General features: G+C 39.5%; 17 protein-coding genes. All 17 read left to right on the forward strand.

What is annotated here, in order from left to right; all coding sequences use genetic code 11:
- The first annotated feature begins 14 nt into the window (after positions 1-14).
- Positions 15-476, forward strand: coding sequence for a DUF441 domain-containing protein (locus tag JFU50_RS17005; protein WP_053347270.1), 462 nt, complete (start codon positions 15-17; stop codon positions 474-476).
- Between the two features lie 537 nt (positions 477-1,013).
- The gene (gene citZ, locus JFU50_RS17010; RefSeq protein WP_201186157.1) at positions 1,014-2,129 is read left to right on the forward strand and encodes a citrate synthase; all 1,116 of its coding nucleotides are present in this window, start codon (positions 1,014-1,016) and stop codon (positions 2,127-2,129) included.
- 149 nt (positions 2,130-2,278) lie between these two features.
- A complete protein-coding gene (icd, locus tag JFU50_RS17015) occupies positions 2,279-3,550 on the forward strand; it encodes an NADP-dependent isocitrate dehydrogenase (RefSeq protein WP_053347268.1) in 1,272 nt (423 codons plus the stop codon).
- 125 nt (positions 3,551-3,675) lie between these two features.
- Complete coding sequence (gene mdh / locus JFU50_RS17020) at positions 3,676-4,611, forward strand: malate dehydrogenase (RefSeq protein ID WP_201223411.1); 936 nt, start codon at positions 3,676-3,678, stop codon at positions 4,609-4,611.
- A gap of 292 nt (positions 4,612-4,903) precedes the next feature.
- On the forward strand, positions 4,904-5,635 hold the full coding sequence (locus JFU50_RS17025) for a response regulator transcription factor (protein ID WP_201186155.1): 732 nt from the start codon (positions 4,904-4,906) through the stop codon (positions 5,633-5,635).
- Positions 5,619-7,397, forward strand: coding sequence for a two-component system histidine kinase PnpS (gene pnpS, locus JFU50_RS17030; RefSeq protein ID WP_056529297.1), 1,779 nt, complete (start codon positions 5,619-5,621; stop codon positions 7,395-7,397). Before JFU50_RS17025 ends, pnpS begins: the two co-directional genes overlap by 17 nt.
- Positions 7,398-7,651: 254 nt before the next feature.
- Positions 7,652-8,668, forward strand: a complete 1,017-nt coding sequence (gene hflK, locus JFU50_RS17035; protein WP_201187983.1) for an FtsH protease activity modulator HflK — start codon at positions 7,652-7,654, stop codon at positions 8,666-8,668.
- Entirely contained in the window at positions 8,665-9,597 is a 933-nt protein-coding gene (gene hflC / locus JFU50_RS17040) for a protease modulator HflC (protein ID WP_201186152.1), read from the forward strand. Before hflK ends, hflC begins: the two co-directional genes overlap by 4 nt.
- Positions 9,598-9,723: 126 nt before the next feature.
- On the forward strand, positions 9,724-12,348 hold the full coding sequence (gene polA / locus JFU50_RS17045; protein WP_201186151.1) for a DNA polymerase I: 2,625 nt from the start codon (positions 9,724-9,726) through the stop codon (positions 12,346-12,348).
- Between the two features lie 20 nt (positions 12,349-12,368).
- Positions 12,369-13,199 (forward strand): DNA-formamidopyrimidine glycosylase, encoded by an 831-nt coding sequence (gene mutM / locus JFU50_RS17050; protein ID WP_201223412.1) that lies wholly within the window; start codon positions 12,369-12,371, stop codon positions 13,197-13,199.
- A gap of 80 nt (positions 13,200-13,279) precedes the next feature.
- On the forward strand, positions 13,280-13,912 hold the full coding sequence (gene ytaF / locus JFU50_RS17055) for a sporulation membrane protein YtaF (protein WP_201186149.1): 633 nt from the start codon (positions 13,280-13,282) through the stop codon (positions 13,910-13,912).
- Between the two features lie 24 nt (positions 13,913-13,936).
- On the forward strand, positions 13,937-14,536 hold the full coding sequence (coaE, locus tag JFU50_RS17060; RefSeq protein WP_201186148.1) for a dephospho-CoA kinase: 600 nt from the start codon (positions 13,937-13,939) through the stop codon (positions 14,534-14,536).
- 159 nt (positions 14,537-14,695) lie between these two features.
- A complete protein-coding gene (locus JFU50_RS17065) occupies positions 14,696-15,733 on the forward strand; it encodes a glyceraldehyde-3-phosphate dehydrogenase (RefSeq protein WP_201223413.1) in 1,038 nt (345 codons plus the stop codon).
- A 391-nt stretch (positions 15,734-16,124) separates the two neighbouring features.
- On the forward strand, positions 16,125-16,505 hold the full coding sequence (gene speD, locus JFU50_RS17070) for an adenosylmethionine decarboxylase (RefSeq protein ID WP_053348147.1): 381 nt from the start codon (positions 16,125-16,127) through the stop codon (positions 16,503-16,505).
- A 259-nt stretch (positions 16,506-16,764) separates the two neighbouring features.
- Entirely contained in the window at positions 16,765-17,226 is a 462-nt protein-coding gene (gene nrdR / locus JFU50_RS17075) for a transcriptional regulator NrdR (RefSeq protein ID WP_053347258.1), read from the forward strand.
- 58 nt (positions 17,227-17,284) lie between these two features.
- The gene (locus JFU50_RS17080; RefSeq protein WP_201223414.1) at positions 17,285-18,703 is read left to right on the forward strand and encodes a replication initiation and membrane attachment family protein; all 1,419 of its coding nucleotides are present in this window, start codon (positions 17,285-17,287) and stop codon (positions 18,701-18,703) included.
- Positions 18,690-19,628 carry a primosomal protein DnaI gene (dnaI, locus tag JFU50_RS17085; protein ID WP_053347256.1) on the forward strand — a complete coding sequence of 313 codons (939 nt, stop codon included), beginning with the start codon at positions 18,690-18,692 and terminating at the stop codon, positions 19,626-19,628. Before JFU50_RS17080 ends, dnaI begins: the two co-directional genes overlap by 14 nt.
- Positions 19,629-19,740 lie beyond the last annotated feature (112 nt).

The following is a 19,740-nucleotide window of genomic DNA, read 5'->3' on the forward strand; positions in this document are numbered from 1 at the left end:
AAGGTGAAGGGAGAATGATAAACGGTCCTGTCGTATTTTTAATTTTACTTGCAGTTATCGGTTGGGTTGGAAAAAACACATCACTGATTGCGGCTGCGGGTTTTCTTTTACTCATGAAACTCATCGGCCTTGATACAAAAGTGTTTCCATATTTAGAAGCGAAAGGGATCAACTTAGGCGTCACCATCATTACGATTTCAGTGCTAATCCCCATTGCAAATGGAGCGATTGGTTTCAAGGAACTGGGTGACGCCATAAAGTCACCTTATGCCTGGATTGCGCTCGCATCTGGAATAGCTGTTGCACTTATAGCGAAAAATGGAATTACCCTCCTTTCACATGATCCTCATATTACAACGGCTCTTGTTTTTGGGACGATTCTTGCGGTCGCATTATTCAAAGGTGTCGCTGTTGGACCGTTAATTGGGGCAGGAATTGCTTATCTATGCATGCAAATCTTTGATTTTTTCAAATGAGCAAAATGGTAAGTGATAGAATGGATTGTAAGAGCGGAAATGAAAAAATTCTATTTAATGTTTCGATTATTCTGCTTTGTAACAAATTTTCAAAAAAACGTTTGGAATCCCATTAAAAAAAGCAAGAGAATATGTAGCTAATTTTTCTAATAAAATAATAATTTTTTCACATTTTAGGTGCTTTTGATTCCCAAAAAAGTGTTTATTGTTTATAATAATCATGTAACTGCTCTGGTTTATTAAAAATGGGATTCAGAATATCATTGATATTTTTGAGGAATCTTAAAAAGAGATGTAGTTATTGAGCAAGCGCTCACTAGGAATAGCTACAAGCATTATTTTTAGAATTTCGTATAAAGGATTATCGTACATTTTACTATTGTTGGGGTCATATTCTGTGAACGCTTCCAATACAAGATGTATGTCTTCTGCTAAAAAATAGATGGTTGTATTCAATAGCTAATTTCATGGAAGCGCTATATTTATACGCAATAAGCAAGGGCATAGGGGAATACTTAGGAAAAGGAGAGATTTAGTATGACAGCAACAAAAGGTCTTGAAGGTGTGGTAGCAACAACTTCATCAGTAAGCTCTATTATCGATGATACGTTAACGTATGTAGGTTATGATATCGATGATTTAGCTGTAAACGCAACATTCGAGGAAGTAATCTATCTTTTATGGCATGGAGCTCTTCCAAACAAAAGCCAATTAGAAGAATTAACTAAACTACTTGCTGAAAATGCTGCAATTCCAGCTGAAGTGGTTAATCATTTCAAAACATACCCAATTGATAAAGTACATCCAATGGGAGCTCTTCGTACAGCAGTATCTCTTCTTGGTCTTTATGATGAAGAAGCAGATGTAATGAGTGAAGACGCTAACTATCGTAAAGCAATCCGCATCCAAGCAAAAATCCCTACACTGGTAACAACTTTCGCTCGTATCCGTCAAGGAAAAGAAGCGGTTGCACCACGTACTGATCTAAGCTTTGCTGCTAACTTCTTATATATGTTAAGCGGTAATGAACCAACAGCAATCGAAGAAGAAGCATTCAACAAAGCATTAGTTCTACATGCTGACCATGAATTAAACGCTTCTACATTCACTGCACGTGTTTGTGTGGCTACATTATCTGATATCTATTCTGGCGTGACTTCTGCTATCGGCGCATTAAAAGGCCCTCTTCACGGCGGAGCTAACGAACAAGTTATGAAAATGCTTACAGAAATTGGTTCTGTAGAAAACGTTGAGCCTTATATCAACGAAAAATTAGCTAATAAAGAAAAAATCATGGGCTTTGGCCACCGTGTATACCGTAAAGGTGATCCACGTGCTAAACACCTTAAAGAAATGTCTCAAAAATTGACTGAACTTACTGGTCAACCACAATACTACGATATGTCTATCAAAATTCATGAAATTGTAACTGGTCAAAAAAATCTTCCACCAAACGTTGATTTCTACTCTGCTTCTGTATACCACAGTTTAGGTATCGAGCATGACCTATTTACACCAATCTTTGCTGTAAGCCGTGCTTCAGGCTGGATTGCTCATATCCTAGAGCAATATTCAAACAACCGTCTGATCCGTCCACGTGCAGAGTATGTTGGACCAGGTATGCAAAAATACGTACCGATTGAAAACCGATAATTTTTGAATAGTTAAAAGTTTTTTCGAAATTTTATTTTTTATTTCATCGATTTTGTAGTAAATTAATAGATGTGAGTAAAAAAGGTTAGTGGTTCAGCTTAAATTAAGCGGCCAGCTAACCTTTGAATTTGAATCGGAGGTAAAGAGACATGACACAAAGCCAAAAAATCACAGTTACTAACGGTGCTCTTAACGTACCAAACAACCCAATCGTTCCTTATATTGAGGGAGACGGAATCGGTCCTGATATCTGGGCAGCAGCTTCACGCGTTTTAGACGCAGCTGTTGAAAAAGCATACAATGGCGAAAAGAAAATCGAATGGAAAGAAGTTTTAGCTGGACAAAAAGCATTTGACCAAACAGGCGAATGGCTTCCACAAGAAACTCTTGATGTCATTAATGAATATCTAATCGCTATTAAAGGACCTCTTACAACACCAATCGGTGGCGGAATCCGCTCATTGAACGTTGCATTACGTCAAGTATTAGACTTATTCGTATGTCTACGTCCAGTACGTTACTTTGATGGTGTACCTTCACCAGTTAAACGTCCTGAAGACACTGACATGGTTATCTTCCGTGAAAACACTGAAGACATCTATGCTGGTATCGAATATGCAAAAGGTTCTGACGAAGCGAAAAAATTAATCGATTTCCTACAAAATGAATTCGGTGTTAAAAATATTCGTTTCCCTGAAACTTCTGGTATTGGTATTAAACCAATTTCTGAAGAAGGAACAAAACGTCTTGTTCGCTCTGCCCTTAACTATGCGATCAAAGAAGGCCGTAAATCATTAACTCTTGTTCATAAAGGTAACATCATGAAATTTACAGAAGGCGCATTCAAAACTTGGGGTTATGAAGTTGCAGAACAAGAATTCGCTGAGAAAGTATTCACTTGGAACCAATATGATCAAATTAAAGAAGCTGAAGGCACTGAAGCTGCTAACAAAGCACAATCTGCTGCTGAAGCTGAAGGCAAAATCATCGTTAAAGATTCTATTGCTGATATCTTCTTACAACAAATCCTAACTCGTCCTAAAGAGTTTGATGTTGTTGCAACAATGAACTTAAACGGAGATTACATTTCTGATGCACTTGCTGCACAAGTTGGCGGAATTGGTATTGCTCCAGGAGCAAACATCAACTACGAAACTGGACATGCTATCTTCGAAGCAACTCATGGAACAGCTCCTAAATACGCTGGTCTTGATAAAGTTAACCCATCTTCAGTTCTTCTTTCAGGCGTTCTTTTACTTGAACACCTTGGTTGGAACGAAGCTGCAGACAGCATCACAAAATCAGTAGAACAAACAATTGCTTCTAAAGTTGTAACATATGACTTTGCCCGCCTAATGGAAGGTGCAACAGAAGTTAAATGCTCTGAGTTCGCTGACGAACTTATCAAAAACCTTAAATAATTACTTATGATGCTTTCTGGAAAAGAGCCGATACGGTCTTCTTTTTCAGGGAGCTTTATATATATGTGTGGATAAAGACGTTAAAAGTTTCCAAAAATATTTACATATTTTAAGGAGGAAATAACATGTCTAAACGCAAAAAAATTACAGTAGTTGGTGCTGGTTTCACTGGAGCAACAGCAGCATTCCTAGCAGCTCAAAAAGAACTTGGTGATATCGTTTTAGTTGATATTCCACAAGCAGAAAACCCAACAAAAGGTAAAGCACTTGATATGGCGGAAGCAGCTCCAGTTCAAGGTTTTGACGCTAACATCATCGGTACTTCAAACTATGCAGATACAGCTGATTCTGACGTAGTTATCATCACTGCTGGTATCGCTCGTAAACCTGGTATGAGCCGTGACGACTTAGTTCAAACTAACCAAAAAGTTATGAAATCTGTAACTAAAGAAGTGGTTAAATATTCTCCAAATACAACCATCATCGTTTTAACAAACCCAGTAGACGCAATGACATACACTGTTTATAAAGAATCAGGTTTCCCTAAAGAACGCGTAATTGGACAATCTGGTGTACTTGATACAGCTCGTTTCCGTACTTTCGTGGCTCAAGAATTAAACCTATCTGTTAAAGATGTAACTGGTTTCGTTCTTGGTGGACACGGTGACGATATGGTTCCTCTAGTACGTTACTCATACGCTGGAGGAATTCCTTTGGAAACATTGATTCCTCAAGATCGTTTAGAAGCAATCGTTGCTCGTACACGTACTGGTGGCGGAGAAATCGTTAACCTTCTTGGAAACGGAAGTGCATATTATGCACCGGCTGCAGCTCTAGTAGAAATGGCTGAAGCTATCCTTAAAGACCAACGTCGCGTTCTACCTTCTATCGCTTACCTTGAAGGCGAATACGGATTCGAAGGAATCTACCTTGGCGTGCCAACTGTACTAGGCGCAAATGGTATCGAACAAATTATCGAACTTGAATTAACTGAAGACGAAAAAGCATCACTTTCTAAATCAGTTGAATCAGTTAAAGCAGTAATGAAAGTTTTACAATAAGAGACATTGAAAGCATCTTAATAAGACTGCCCGGAAGAATGAAAGGGAAGGCTAAGCTAAGGCCATATCCTCACATCCAACCGGGTAGTTTTTTTTCTGGCCGTTTCTTAACCGGGACTTAATTAATCCATGTTTAATAACCATAAAGGAGACGATGATCCCTGCTAATGGTAGGATTACTTTTCAATGATGTTTTTTTTATGTGTAAATTTCATATAATATTCTTTATAATAGAGTTGGATGAGTAGACTGAAAAAAGTCTCAGGGGTAATACATAATTCAGGAGGATCTAATGTCAAAGAAAATTCTCGTAGTGGATGATGAACAATCAATAGTTACCTTACTTCAGTATAATTTAGAACAGGCAGGCTATTCAGTAGTTACAGCTTTAGATGGGGAAGAAGGTCTGCAGGCTGCTGTGGATATACGACCGGATTTAGTCGTATTGGATCTGATGTTGCCTAAAATGGATGGGCTTGAAGTGTGTAAACAGCTTCGTCAGCAAAAAATCAATATACCAATTTTGATGCTGACAGCTAAGGACGATGAATTTGACAAAGTGCTTGGTCTTGAACTAGGGGCGGATGATTACTTAACCAAACCTTTTAGTCCACGTGAGGTGGTTGCCCGAATTAAGGCAATACTAAGAAGATCCCAGCTTCAATCGAATGGCAGTGAAACAAATCTTGATCAGGAAGATGGGTTCCTAAAATTAGGCGGCTTGAAAGTCTATCCTGAACGTTACGAAGCATTCTTTGATGAACAACAATTAGAATTAACTCCAAAGGAATTTGAATTACTTTTATACCTTGCAAAGAATAAAGGAAGAGTTTTAACGAGAGATCAGCTCTTAAGTGCGGTTTGGAATTACGATTTTGCAGGAGATTCGCGAATCGTTGATGTCCATATTAGCCACCTTCGTGAAAAAATAGAGCAAGATACAAGAAAACCTCTTTATATCAAAACGATCAGGGGCTTGGGTTATAAGCTTGAGGAGCCAAAAAAGAATGACCACCTATCGTAAAAAGCTTCTTTATACTCTCATCATGTTGGTGATGGTCGTCATGATGGCCGTGGGCTTTTTATTGGGACATTTGTTCAAAAGCTATTATATTAAAACATTTAATGAGCGTATACAGAACGAAACATTTTTCATTTCTACATATATTCAGGAGCATGGGGGGATCACATCCTTTTTGGAAGAAGGGAAAACGGCAAAATTAACACCCCTGTTAGATTCCAACTTAACCATCCTCTCAGCGAGTGGAGAGATTTTATACGATTCAACATCGTCAAATGAGCTACATAAAAACCATGCCAATATCCTTCGAAAGATCATCTTGGAAAAAGGTCTTAAGCAAGAAGAAGGATATGAAGTTATCGAGGGAGAATCGGATCTCCATTATTATTGGAAAACGGTTGAAAAGGATGGAGAAATTGAAGGCTTTGTCGTTCATAGCAACGAAATAGAGGCCATCCACCAAGTTAATAAGCAAATGTGGCAAATATTGATCATTTGTTTAGGGGTAGCCTTGATCATTATCCTCATGCTTGCGAGTAAAATCACTTCTTATTATACCCGGCCGATTGAGGAAGCAACGATGGCAGCCATTGAATTGGCAAAGGGGAATTATAGAACTCGGACATTCGAGCAGCATTCTGATGAAACAGGGATGCTCACGACTTCGCTAAACATATTAGCGAGGAATTTACAGGAAACAGAAACGGCGAGGGAAATGAATCAGGATCGTTTGGAAACACTGGTTGAAAATATCGGTAGTGGTGTCCTATTAATCGACAGTAAAGGCTATACGACCTTAATTAACCGGGAATTCAAAAAAAGCTTCGGTGTAAACTCGGCTACGTTTTTGTTTCAAGTATTTTACTCGGTCATTAAAGATCAAGAAGTCATTTCTATAATAGAAGAAATTTTCCGGACGGAAAAGACAATAAAACGCCAAGTGAAAATACCACTTGCTATTGAACGTAAGCATTTTGAGATATACGGGGCTCCGATTATCGGTACTCATGACGAATGGAAGGGGATTCTCCTCATTTTCCATGATATTACCGAATTGAAAAGGCTCGAGCAAATGCGGAAGGATTTTGTGGCCAATGTATCCCATGAACTGAGAACACCGATTACTTCTATCAAGGGCTTTTCAGAAACGTTGCTCGATGGGGCTTTAAAAGACGAAAAAACATTGAAGCACTTTTTATCCATTATCTTGAAAGAAAGTGATCGGCTGCAAGAACTCATTCAGGAACTTCTTAATTTATCAAAAATGGAGCAACAGGAATTTGTTTTAAAAACAGGCGTCGTGGATATTACAAATGTTCTTGGTGATATACAAGAGATGCTTATTGGTAAATTGAAGGAAAAAGAAGTTTCTCTTGAGATAAAAGCTTCTTCGGAACCTGTTTTTATTGAAGGGGAATCAGACAGGATCAAACAGGTTTTCATTAATTTGATTACTAACGCGTTGACATATACACCAAATGGAGGGTGGGTCACCGTGAACGTCACTGAAAATGAACAAACGGTGGATATTATAGTCCAAGATAGCGGTATCGGTATTGAAGAAAAAGAACTTCCAAGAATATTTGAACGGTTTTATCGCATTGATAAGGCAAGGAGTCGTGATTCAGGAGGAACAGGCATCGGACTCGCTATCGTCAAGCATATTATAGAAGTCCATAAAGGTAAAATCAAAGTAGAAAGTACGCCGGGATCGGGTACGACTTTTACGGTAACGTTAAATAAAAGCTTAAAAGGAAAAGTGTAGGAATTGTGTGAATTTACATGTCCTTTACAATTTATTTAAACTGACTTCATAATGGAGGGTTAAAATGGTTGTACAACCCCTCATCCAAGGAGTTAGGCGAAGACAGAGACACTAAGTCTCTGTCTTTTCTTTTGACTATATTCCTCTTTACCTACCTTCTATACTATTTTCATTAGGAAAATATTTGATTTTTATGAAACTTTAGACCCTTCCTTGCGTAAATAAGATATAACGGCAAATAAGGGGTGATACATATCGTCAGTTTAAAAAGGATATATACAATCACAGGACTAGTATTTCTTATTTTAATTTTTGGTGTTGTTGCGATATCGACCTGGTACACGGTAGATGAATCCGATCAGGCTGTCATTATGACGTTTGGTAAGGTAGAGCAGACGATTACAGAACCAGGCCTTCACTTTAAGCTGCCTTGGCCGATTCAGTCGGTTGAAAAACTATCGAAAGAAACATTCAGTCTTAAATTTGGATACAAGGAGGAGAATGGAGAGGTAACAGATTATCCGAGGGAGACCAAGATGATTACGGGGGATGAAAATATTGTTCTTGCTGACCTAGTGGTTCAATGGAAAATCACAGACCCTCCAAAATACCTGTACAATGCAGATGATCCAGAGAAAATTTTATATGACACGACTTCCGCTGCTTTAAGAAGTATTATCGGAAGCACGAAAATTGATGATGCACTTACTTCCGGTAAAGCACAAATTGAAGCAGATGTCCGGGAACTGCTATCACAGTTAATGGAGAAATATGATGTAGGCATATCAATATCTGCGGTTAAGCTCCAGGATGTGGAGTTACCGAATGAAGAAGTGCGGAAAGCCTTTACGAATGTCACAGATGCTAGAGAAACGGCGAATACGAAAAGCAATGAAGCGGATAAATATGAAAACAAACGTATTAATGAAGCTGAAGGGGAAAAAGACGCCATTATCTCACAAGCAAATGGTGATAAAGCCGCTCGTACGGAGGCTGCTCGTGGGGATGTAGCGGTCTTTGAAAAATTATATAGTGAATATAAAGGCAATAAGGGTATAACAAAAGACCGTCTTATTATTGAAACGCTTGAAGAAGTATTGCCAAATGCAGAGATTTATATCATGAATGATGATGGAAATACAATGAAGTACTTACCACTTCGCTCACTAGAAAAAGAGGAAACGAAAAAAACGCCTATTCCTGAAGAAGAAACGAAGAAGGAGTCTGTACCTGAAGAAAAAGCGACAGGGGAAGGAGGCACCAAACAATGAGCGGAAAAGTAATTGATTTTAATGAGATGAGGAAAGGTAATTTTCACTGGGGAGGCTATGTTAAAATAGGGATTTTCCTCATTATATTTATCGTGTTGCTGCTGATTATCTTCACCAATGTGTATATCGTCAAGGAGGGTGAATATAAAGTCGTCCGCCAATTCGGTGAGGTGGTTAGAATCGATAAAACCCCAGGATTAAAGGCGAAGGTACCATTCATTCAAAGTGTGGTTACCCTGCCAAAATATCAAATGAGTTCTGATGTGTCAGAGGCGGAAATCAATACAAAAGATAAAAAGCGGATGCTCATCGATAACTATGCGGTCTGGAGGATAGAGGACCCAAAAAAATTGATCACCAATGCAAGGACACTCGAGAATGCGGAAACGAGAATGGAAGAGTTCATCTATTCGGCAGTACGTTCAGAGTTGGGTCAGTTGAATTATGATGAAATTATTAATGATGAGAAGTCATCGAGGGGAAGCTTGAACGACCGTATTACGGAGAAAGTTAACGAACTGCTACAAAAAGACAGTTACGGGATCAGCCTAACTGATGTCCGGATAAAACGGACGGATCTGCCTGCGGAAAATGAAGAATCCGTCTTTAAAAGGATGATTTCCGAGCGCGAATCGAAAGCGCAAGAGTACCTATCCAAAGGAGATGCGAAGAAAAACCGAATTATTGCGGATACTGATCGAAAGGTAAAAGAATTGCTTTCGACTGCAGAGGCAGATGCAGAAGTGATTCGGGCTGAGGGAGAAGGGGAAGCAGCGAAAATTTATAATAAGTCGTTTTCCAAAGATCCTGATTTCTATAAACTATACCGTACGCTTGAATCTTATAAAAAAACGATTGGTGATCAAACGGTCATCGTTCTGCCATCAGATTCACCGTACGCTAGCTTGTTAATGGGAAATACAAAATAGCATAGTCGCCGTCATTTTTCTTTCCACTTCTACTCATGGTAGAATAGAGAAAGAAAATGCACGGCTTTTTGCGTTTATAAATAGAAGCTGAACTACATAACCCTGTGTGACTGGAGGAAGACGAATTTGGATAAAAAGTTAGTACTCATAGATGGAAATAGTATTGCTTACCGCGCATTTTTTGCGCTTCCGCTCTTGAATAATGATAAGGGTGTACATACGAATTCGGTGTACGGATTTACCATGATGCTTAACCGCATTCTTGAAGAAGAAAAGCCAACGCATATTCTTGTGGCCTTTGATGCCGGTAAAACGACATTCAGACATGAGACATTTAAAGAATACAAGGGTGGACGCCAGAAAACGCCGCCTGAATTATCCGAGCAATTCCCCTTTATCCGCGAGTTGCTCGACTGTTTCCAAATAAAAAGGTATGAATTGGAAAATTACGAAGCCGATGATATTATCGGTACGCTGTCTCTACAGGCGGAAAGAGATGGTTTTGAGGTAAAAGTCATTTCCGGTGATAAAGATTTAACCCAATTATCTTCCCCGAGTACGACGGTTTCAATCACGAAAAAGGGAATCACTGAAATTGAGGAATATACACCAAAGCATATACATGAAAAATACGGCCTTTCACCCCTGCAAATCATTGATTTAAAAGGGTTGATGGGTGATGCTTCCGATAATATTCCTGGCATACCGGGAGTTGGTGAAAAAACGGCACTTAAATTATTACACCAATTTGAAACGGTTGAGAACCTGCTAAGTTCGATTGATGAGGTAAGCGGTCAAAAATTGAAGGAAAAAATTGAAGAACATAAAGACCTTGCTTTGTTAAGCAAAGAGCTTGCGACGATTACAAGGGAAGCGCCAATTCAAGTTATGGTCAATGAGACCGAGTACAACGGAATGGACCAGGAAAGGGTTATTTCATTTTATAAAGAGCTTGGTTTTTCCACGCTGCTCGATAAATTGGATGTTTCAGAAAGTGTACCGATTGAACAAGAAAAAATTGAGGTTCACACTTCGGAAATGACTGCAGAGTTGTTTGCTGATGGAAGTGCTTTATATGTTGAAATCTTAGAAGATAATTATCATCATGCAGACATTCTTGGAATAGCCGTCAGCAATGAAAATGGCCATTTTTACTTCCATGGTGAGACGGCACTGACTTCAGATATATTTAAATCTTGGGCAGAAGATGAAACAAAAAAGAAAACGGTTTTTGACGCAAAGCGCACGGTTGTAGCACTGCGCCATCGAGGAGTTGAAATAAAAGGCATTGATTTTGATGTGTTTCTAGCATCATATATCTTAGATCCTGCAGAGTCAGTGGATGAAGTGGCCGAAATCACGAAAACTCAAGGAACCATACGTCTTGAAACCGATGATGTTTTTTATGGAAAAGGTGCAAAACGCAAGGTACCCGAAGAATCTGAATTGAGAGATCATATCGCCAGAAAAGCGAAGGCTATCTTTTCTTTAAAAGAACCTATGGTTGAAAAGCTGCAGGAGTTTGAGCAATACCATTTGTTAACGGAACTTGAGCTGCCTTTGTCCATTATCTTGGCTAATATGGAGTGGCAGGGTGTTAAGGTAGATATTGGACGACTGAAAAACATGGGGCAGGAATTAGCTATTCGATTAAAAACCATCGAAGGGCGAGTTTTTGATCTGGCTGGAGAGGCTTTCAATATCAATTCACCGAAACAACTTGGGGTAATTCTTTTTGAAAAGTTGGAGCTTCCAGTATTGAAGAAAACTAAAACAGGCTATTCTACGTCAGCTGATGTGCTGGAAAAATTGGAGAGCCAGCATAATATTGTGAAAGAAATTTTACTTTACCGTCAGCTTGGTAAGTTGCAATCCACCTATATTGAAGGCTTGCTCAAAGTAGTCAATCGGAAAACAGATAAGGTACACACTCGTTTCAACCAAGCATTAACCCAGACCGGCCGATTAAGCTCGACAGACCCTAACCTTCAAAACATCCCAATCAGGCTAGAGGAAGGCCGGAAAATCAGGCAGGCGTTTATCCCTTCTGAAAAGGATTGGATTGTTTTTGCTGCTGACTATTCTCAGATCGAGTTACGAGTGCTTGCACATATCGCCAATGATAGCGGCCTAGTTGAAGCGTTTCAGGCAGGGATGGATATCCATACAAAAACAGCGATGGATGTTTTCCATGTATCAGCAGAGGAAGTCACTTCGAACATGAGACGCCAAGCAAAAGCGGTTAACTTTGGGATTGTCTATGGTATAAGTGACTACGGACTTTCACAAAGCCTTGGCATTACTAGAAAAGAAGCGGGAGAGTTCATTGAGAAGTATTTAAGAAGCTTTCCTGGTGTACAGGAATATATGGAAGAAAGCATACATGAAGCTCGTCAAAAAGGATATAGTACGACTTTGCTGCAAAGAAGGCGTTATATTCCTGAGATTACAAGCCGTAATTTCAACATTAGAAGTTTTGCCGAACGGACAGCCATGAACACGCCAATTCAAGGCAGTGCAGCAGATATCATCAAGCTTGCCATGATTAATATGAATAAGCGTCTGAAAAAAGAGGGGCTAAAAACGAGAATGCTTCTGCAGGTGCATGATGAATTAATTTTTGAGACACCTCCGGAAGAACTCGAAATCCTTAAGAAAATCGTACCAGAGGAAATGGAGAATGCTATTGAATTAAATGTGCCTCTCAAAGTGGATTATGCTTACGGGCCAACATGGTTTGATGCCAAATAATAAAAGATAGGTGATTAGTAATGCCAGAACTTCCTGAAGTAGAAACAGTCAGAAGAACGTTAGAGCAGCTCGTACTTGGAAAAGAAATCAAGGAAGTGTCCGTCTTCTGGCCTAAGATTATTAAAGCACCTGAACCTGTCGAACAGTTTCAGGATGCTTTAAGAGGGCAGACAATTCAGCGAATAGGCCGTCGAGGCAAGTTCCTCATTTTCACACTGGATGATTATGCATTGGTTTCGCATTTAAGGATGGAAGGGAAATACGGAGTGCATCCAAAAGAAGAGCCGTATGATAAGCACACTCATGTTATTTTTACTTTTACGGATGACAGTGAACTTAGGTACCGGGATGTCCGGAAGTTCGGGACGATGCATTTATTTACAAAAGGGGAAGAACTTGAGCAGTTGCCATTATCGCATTTAGGTCCTGAACCGCTATCAGAAGAGTTTACAGTCGAGGGGCTTAGTGCGAAGCTGGCAAGAACTAGTAGGAAGATTAAGCCAGTTCTTCTAGATCAAACTGTTGTCGTTGGAATTGGAAATATATATGTGGACGAGTCTTTATTCCGTTCCGGGATTCATCCAGAGAGAATAGCTTCTTCACTTACGTTAGAGGAAATTAAAAAGCTGCATTCCGAAATCATAGCAACATTAGGTGAAGCGGTGGAAAAAGGGGGAAGTACGATTCGTTCGTACATTAACTCTCAAGGGCAAATCGGCATGTTTCAGTTAGAACTTAATGTTTACGGACGTAAAGGAGAGAACTGCAAAACGTGCGGTACACCACTTGAAAAGCTAGTTGTAGCCGGACGCGGCACACATATATGCCCGTTGTGTCAGCGACTTAAGTAGTCAATGTCTTTTCAAACACATCGGATGGGCTCCTTCCATATACTAGGGTAGCAACGAGAAGGGAAGGAGTAATAATTCCGATGTGGCTACAAATTATTTTTCTTGCTTTTGCAGTAAGTATTGACGGTTTTGGCGTAGGTTTGACATTTGGTATGCGAAAGATGAAAATCCCCTTAAAGTCAATAGCGGTCATTTCATTTTGTTCGGCACTGAGTTTAGGCATTGCGATGGTCATCGGGCAGTTCATCAGTCAGCTTATTTCTGTCGGAGCGGCTGAAAAAACTGGGGGCATCATTCTCATTTTTCTTGGTGCCTGGATGGTATACCAGTATTTTAAGCCTGATAAGGAATTGAACGACGAGAGATATCATGAAAAAATCATCTTTAACTTTGAAATTAAATCACTTGGAGTAGTCATAAATATTTTACAAAAACCATTGAATGCCGATTTTGACAAATCAGGAACAATTACTGGTGTTGAAGCACTTGTTCTCGGGTTTGCACTTTCGCTTGATGCGTTCGGAGCTGGAGTTGGAGCAGCTATGATCGGGATTTCTCCGATTATTCTCGCAATATGTATCGCTGTAATGAGTTCAATCTTCATTTGGAGCGGACTTCAAAGCGGGAAATTGCTTTCAAATAATAAAATTGTGCAGCAGTTAACCTTTCTTCCGGGCGTGCTATTGATTTTAATTGGTGTATTCAAGTTATAATAATTGATTTAAAAGGGGGAGCTTATGGGACAAATCATTGGAATCACCGGGGGGATTGCAAGCGGGAAAAGCAGCGTCAGCCTTTATATACAGGAACTCGGTTTCACGATTGTAGATGCAGATGTGGCCTCCCGCGCAGTCGTAGAGCCGGGTGAAGAAGCCTACCATCAAGTAGTAAAAGCTTTTGGTGAAGATATTTTATTGGTGGATGGCAATATTGATCGGGTGAAATTAGGGTCTATTATATTTCATGATCAAGAAAAGAGATTGCTTTTAAATAGTATCGTGCACCCTGCTGTTAGGAATTGGATGCGTCTAAAAACGGAAAAGGCACTCGCTGCAGGAGAAGAAACGGTATTTATGGATATTCCGCTCCTATTCGAAAGTAAGTTAACATTCATGGTTGAAAAGACTCTATTGGTATATGTAGATGAGCGCGTTCAATTGGAACGCTTAATGAACCGGAATGGATTATCAGAGACAGATGCACTTGCAAGAATTCAATCACAGATGCCGTTAGCTGATAAAAAAGTTTTAGCGGATGCGGTCATTGATAATAATGGGAATCTTGAGGAAACAAAGAAGCAGGTTAAAACCGTACTTTGCAATTGGAATGTCTTATAAATGAGAAAAAAGGGAGAAGCCTTATGGTTTCTTCCTTTTATTTTGAAAAAATAACAACAATCCGCATTTTTATTAGCACAATTGCACTCAATTATGTTATACTAATTACATATGAGAGGTAATAAGTATAACATTAATATTTTCAGGAGGGTCCGAACAATGAATTCAAGAATAGCGATTAACGGATTTGGGAGAATTGGAAGAATGGTTTTCCGAAAGGCCATATTAGATGAGAGTTTGGACATTGTTGCCATTAATGCAAGCTATCCTGCTGAAACTTTAGCCCACTTACTAAAATATGATACGATCCATGGTAAATTCGACGGTATAATTGTAGCGGAAGATGATTCACTTGTAGTGAATGGCCGCCGTGTACAACTAATAAATAACCGCGATCCAAAGCAATTGCCTTGGAAAGAGATGAACATAGATATTGTAATCGAAGCTACGGGCAAATTCAATGATCGTTCTAAAGCGGCTCTTCATTTAGATGCAGGGGCAAAAAGAGTTATTTTATCCGCTCCGGGTAAAAATGAAGACGTTACCATTGTAATGGGCGTCAATCAGGAAGCGCTAGAAATTGACAAGCATTTTGTTATATCCAATGCATCTTGTACAACTAACTGCCTTGGACCAGTTGCGAAAGTGCTCGATGAAAAATTCGGCATTGACAACGGTTTAATGACAACGATTCATTCTTATACAAATGACCAAAATAATATCGATAACCCGCACAAAGACTTAAGACGTGCTCGTGCAGCTGCAGAAAGTATCATTCCTACGACAACAGGAGCGGCTAAAGCCATCTCTCTAGTTTTGCCTCAATTAAAAGGCAAGCTTCACGGTATGGCGATACGTGTACCAACACCTAACGTTTCTTTAGTCGATCTTGTTGTGGACTTAAATCATGATGTAACGATTGATGAAGTGAACCAAGCATTCATTGACGCATCAGAAAATGAACTTAAAGGGATTATGGAATTCACGACAGAACCTCTTGTTTCGAGTGACTTCAAAACTAATCCGCACTCTGCAATCATCGATGGTCTATCAACGATGATGATTGGGAATAGAAAAGTGAAAGTCCTTGCTTGGTATGATAACGAGTGGGGTTACTCAAACCGTGTAGTGGATCTTGTAAATTTAGTAGCTTCCGAGTTGAAAAAAACTTCAGAAGTTCAATTATCTGCTAATTAGTTGAATAAACCCGAGTCTGCTGAGTCTTTTAGCGGGCTCGGGTTTATTTTTAGCGAATTTTTAATTCTATTTTTAGCGGTTTAATGTGAAATTTTTTTTGCGAAGTGATAAACTGCTATGAAATGATTCAAAGGGCAAGGACTTCATTAAGAAAGCCCTTACATTTTTTTTGTATAAACATTATCTTGCCGAAAATTCAAAATGGCAGTTGCAAAAAAAATTCAAACAATATATACTATGAATCGTGAACTTCTTCAAAAGAGAGTTTGCACGATGGCTACTTAAAGGGTTAGGACCTCTTTGGACTAACTTTCCCCCGTGGTAGTTGTTAGAAGTTATGTAATTTTTAATCATGGTAAGGGGGAAGCTTAAAATGGAAACAGCTTACACTATGGAAACAATGGGTAGACATGTCATTTCTGAACTTTGGGGTTGTGACTTTGAAAAACTGAACAATATTGATTTGATTGAAAAGATTTTTGTTGATGCTGCATTGAAGTCAGGTGCAGAGGTTCGCGAAGTAGCATTCCACAAGTTTGCTCCACAAGGAGTAAGTGGGGTTGTCATCATTTCTGAATCACATTTAACGATTCACAGTTTTCCAGAACACGGCTATGCAAGCATTGATGTCTATACATGTGGTAATTTGGATCCGAATATTGCGGCAAACTATATTGCTGAAGCTTTGAATGCGCAAACACGTGAAAACATTGAACTTCCACGTGGATTAGGTCCGGTACAAATGAAAAAAGCCAATATAAGTGCCCTATAAAAAACGTATACACAGAGATGCCATGGGTGCATCTCTTTTTTAATGCAATAAATTAGCAAGCCCGCTTTAAACTAAAGATTGTGACTAGTAAAAAGCATAAAGACTCTGATAACGCTCCTTCAAAAAAGTGCCTACTGTTGGAAGTTACACTTTTTACTTGTACTGGTTGTTCCTTTTAATATAAGATTGAGATAGAAGAGTAAATCCTTGGGGAACATTTAGATAGGGGAGTCCTACATAAAATACGGAGCTGATAATGATGAAATGCCCATCATGTCAATATAATGGAACAAGAGTGCTCGATTCCAGGCCAGTCGATGAAAGTAAATCGATTCGACGACGCCGTGAATGTGAGGCATGTGGTTTTCGATTCACGACATTTGAAAAGGTAGAGGAAACGCCGCTGATTGTAGTGAAAAAAGGCGGGACACGGGAAGAGTTCAGTCGTGATAAAATCCTACGTGGCTTAATCAGGGCCTGCGAAAAACGTCCAGTTCCACTAAAGGAATTGGAGCAAATTACCAGTTATGTAGAAAAGGAATTGCGCAACCAGGGCATCGCAGAAGTGAAAAGTGACAATGTCGGCGAAATGGTGATGGACAAACTGGCAGAAGTCGATGAGGTTGCCTATGTTAGATTCGCTTCCGTATATCGACAATTTAAAGATATTAATGTCTTTATTGATGAATTGAAAGATTTAATAAATAAAGAAAGAAAGTAGAGCTGAAGATTTACTTTGGCTCTTTTTTCACTACATCTTTTGAAAGGTTTGAATGGAGATGTCAATGCATTGGCAAGAATTGCTCCCAGCGGATTCATACTTGGTTTCATCTGCGGGGCTGCTTCATGATTATGATCGGAAAATACTAACCCGACTATATCAACCTCTTATTGGACCGATCTGTATTAGCCTATACATGACGTTATGGAGTGAGTTAGAGGAAAATCGGCTCTGGTCGGAAGCTTCCTCACATTATCAATTAATGAATACAATTGGCCTTAAATTAGGCGATATTTACGAAGCACGCCTTTTGCTTGAGGGAATCGGACTGCTGAATGTGTATAAGAAATCGAAAGAAGATACGAAGGAATTTATTTACGAATTGAATTCGCCGCTGTCACCTCAACAGTTTTTCACTGATGGTATGCTGAATATATACTTATACAAAAAAATTGGCAAAGTACAATTTAACCGGTTAAAGAGATTCTTTTGCGATGATCACATTTTAACGGATCAGTATGAAAGTGTGACAAAATCTTTTGCAGATGTGTTTTCATCAGATCATTTGGACTCCTTATATGTAACAGATGAAGCGAAAAACGAATGGAAACCTTTGCCCGAACAGCAATATATCAATCGAGCGGATGGAGTCGAGCCATCGGGATTTGACGGCTTATTTGATTTTGACCTTTTGTTAGCCGGAATAAAATCATCAATCGTGCCGAAAAAGGCCTTTACTCCGAAAATAAAAAGTACGATTGCCAAACTTGCCTTTTTATATGGCATTGATCCGCTTGAAATGCAAAAACTAGTTATGGATGCCGTTTCATTGGATGATGAGATCGACGAGGAAATATTAAGAAAGGCGGCAAGGGACTGGTACCAAATCGAGCGACAGGCCGATATGCCTTCCCTTGTCAATCGCGTGCAGCCGATACGTGAACGAACACAAAAAGAAGAACCGAAAACGCAGGAACAAGAGCTAATCCGTCATTTGGAGACGATTTCCCCGCGCGACCGTCTGATGCAGTTGTCAGGCGGTGCAGAGCCATCCAGCGGTGATTTGAAAGTGGTAGAAGGTGTGATGATCAACCAAAAGCTAAATCCGGGGGTCGTCAATGTCTTAATTGAATATGTTATGCTCAAAACAGATATGAAATTCACAAAGGGCTATGTGGAAAAACTGGCGGGCCATTGGGCACGTCTGAAGGTGTCTACTGTCATCGAAGCGATGGAACTAGCTAAAAAAGAGCACCGGAAATATCAGGATTGGGCTCAGGGAAGCAGAAACGTTGCAAAAGGCGGCCGGAAAAAGACGATTCGGGAAGAAGTGGTTCCCGAATGGCTTGAGAAAAAAGAAGAAACACAGCAGGAGCAGAAAGTGGATCAGCCTGAATTGAATGAACAGAAACGCGAGCTTCAGGAGAAATGGAAGCAGTGGAAAGCTGGAGGTGAAATGAACGATGGAAAAGATTAATAGTTCCCTTAATAAATTGGCTAATACAAACCAATTTCAGGAGCGTTATGAAAAGTTAAAACAGGAAATTTTTGAAGACGAACAGGTGCGGCTATTTTTGAATGCCAATAGTTCGACTGTTACGAAGGAAATGATTGATAAAAACTTAGGGAAGCTTTATGAATTTACTTCGCAAAGTAATAAGTGTGATAAATGTCCAAGTTTGGATGGCTGTATCAATATGATGCATGGCTATTATCCCAAACTGGTTGTTCAAGGGAAGGCACTTAATTTGAATTATGAAATCTGTCCGCGGAAATTGGCAGAGGATGAAAAGCGAAAACGCGAAAAATTGATTCGCAGTCTTTATGTGCCAAAGGATATTTTAAAGGCTACCATTGAAGACTTTTCACAAACGGATGATGAAAACAAACGTTTAGGCGTTTTAGGTAAAGCGATGTCATTCATTATGGAGTATGAGCCGGGTAAAAGACAAAAAGGATTATATATTTATGGGAAGTTCGGCGTTGGCAAGACTTATTTATTGGGGGCAATTGCCAATGAACTCGCTGAAAGGCAAATATCCTCACTAATCGTCTATGTACCGGACTACTTAAGAGAACTAAAGGGCTCGATTGGCGATAATACCGTCAATGAGAAAATTGAAATGGTCAAAACGGCACCTGTTCTTATGCTGGATGATATCGGAGCCGAGTCTATGACAAGCTGGGGCCGCGATGAAGTCTTTGGGCCAATTTTGCAATTTAGGATGCTGGAAAACCTGCCTACGTTTTTCACTTCGAATTTTGACATGAATGGCCTTGAAAATCACTTAACCTTTTCACAGCGCGGTGAGAAGGAAGAAGTGAAAGCGGCCAGAGTATTGGAAAGAATTCAATATTTAGCAGAACCGGTCAAGCTTGATGGAATAAACCGGAGAAGATAGTGGAAAGTGGTCTCTTATTAGAGGTCACTTTTTTCTATTACAAGCCTTATCCTACTTCTAAACAAGTCCCTATCCCCATATACATGAAAAAAGAAGCAAGGGGGAAGGGGGG

The sequence above is a fragment of the Peribacillus sp. TH14 genome, assembly GCF_016651145.1.
Taxonomy (GTDB): Bacteria; Bacillota; Bacilli; order Bacillales; family DSM-1321; genus Peribacillus; species Peribacillus butanolivorans.

What these genes read in the sequence shown, in the direction of transcription:
- JFU50_RS17005 (WP_053347270.1), top strand. Translation starts at nt 15, where the DNA reads ATGATAAACGGTCCTGTCGTATTTTTAATTTTACTTGCAGTTATCGGT.
- citZ (WP_201186157.1), top strand. Translation starts at nt 1,014, where the DNA reads ATGACAGCAACAAAAGGTCTTGAAGGTGTGGTAGCAACAACTTCATCA.
- icd (WP_053347268.1), top strand. Translation starts at nt 2,279, where the DNA reads ATGACACAAAGCCAAAAAATCACAGTTACTAACGGTGCTCTTAACGTA.
- mdh (WP_201223411.1), top strand. Translation starts at nt 3,676, where the DNA reads ATGTCTAAACGCAAAAAAATTACAGTAGTTGGTGCTGGTTTCACTGGA.
- JFU50_RS17025 (WP_201186155.1), top strand. Translation starts at nt 4,904, where the DNA reads ATGTCAAAGAAAATTCTCGTAGTGGATGATGAACAATCAATAGTTACC.
- pnpS (WP_056529297.1), top strand. Translation starts at nt 5,619, where the DNA reads ATGACCACCTATCGTAAAAAGCTTCTTTATACTCTCATCATGTTGGTG.
- hflC (WP_201186152.1), top strand. Translation starts at nt 8,665, where the DNA reads ATGAGCGGAAAAGTAATTGATTTTAATGAGATGAGGAAAGGTAATTTT.
- mutM (WP_201223412.1), top strand. Translation starts at nt 12,369, where the DNA reads ATGCCAGAACTTCCTGAAGTAGAAACAGTCAGAAGAACGTTAGAGCAG.
- ytaF (WP_201186149.1), top strand. Translation starts at nt 13,280, where the DNA reads ATGTGGCTACAAATTATTTTTCTTGCTTTTGCAGTAAGTATTGACGGT.
- coaE (WP_201186148.1), top strand. Translation starts at nt 13,937, where the DNA reads ATGGGACAAATCATTGGAATCACCGGGGGGATTGCAAGCGGGAAAAGC.
- JFU50_RS17065 (WP_201223413.1), top strand. Translation starts at nt 14,696, where the DNA reads ATGAATTCAAGAATAGCGATTAACGGATTTGGGAGAATTGGAAGAATG.
- speD (WP_053348147.1), top strand. Translation starts at nt 16,125, where the DNA reads ATGGAAACAATGGGTAGACATGTCATTTCTGAACTTTGGGGTTGTGAC.
- nrdR (WP_053347258.1), top strand. Translation starts at nt 16,765, where the DNA reads ATGAAATGCCCATCATGTCAATATAATGGAACAAGAGTGCTCGATTCC.
- JFU50_RS17080 (WP_201223414.1), top strand. Translation starts at nt 17,285, where the DNA reads ATGTCAATGCATTGGCAAGAATTGCTCCCAGCGGATTCATACTTGGTT.
- dnaI (WP_053347256.1), top strand. Translation starts at nt 18,690, where the DNA reads ATGGAAAAGATTAATAGTTCCCTTAATAAATTGGCTAATACAAACCAA.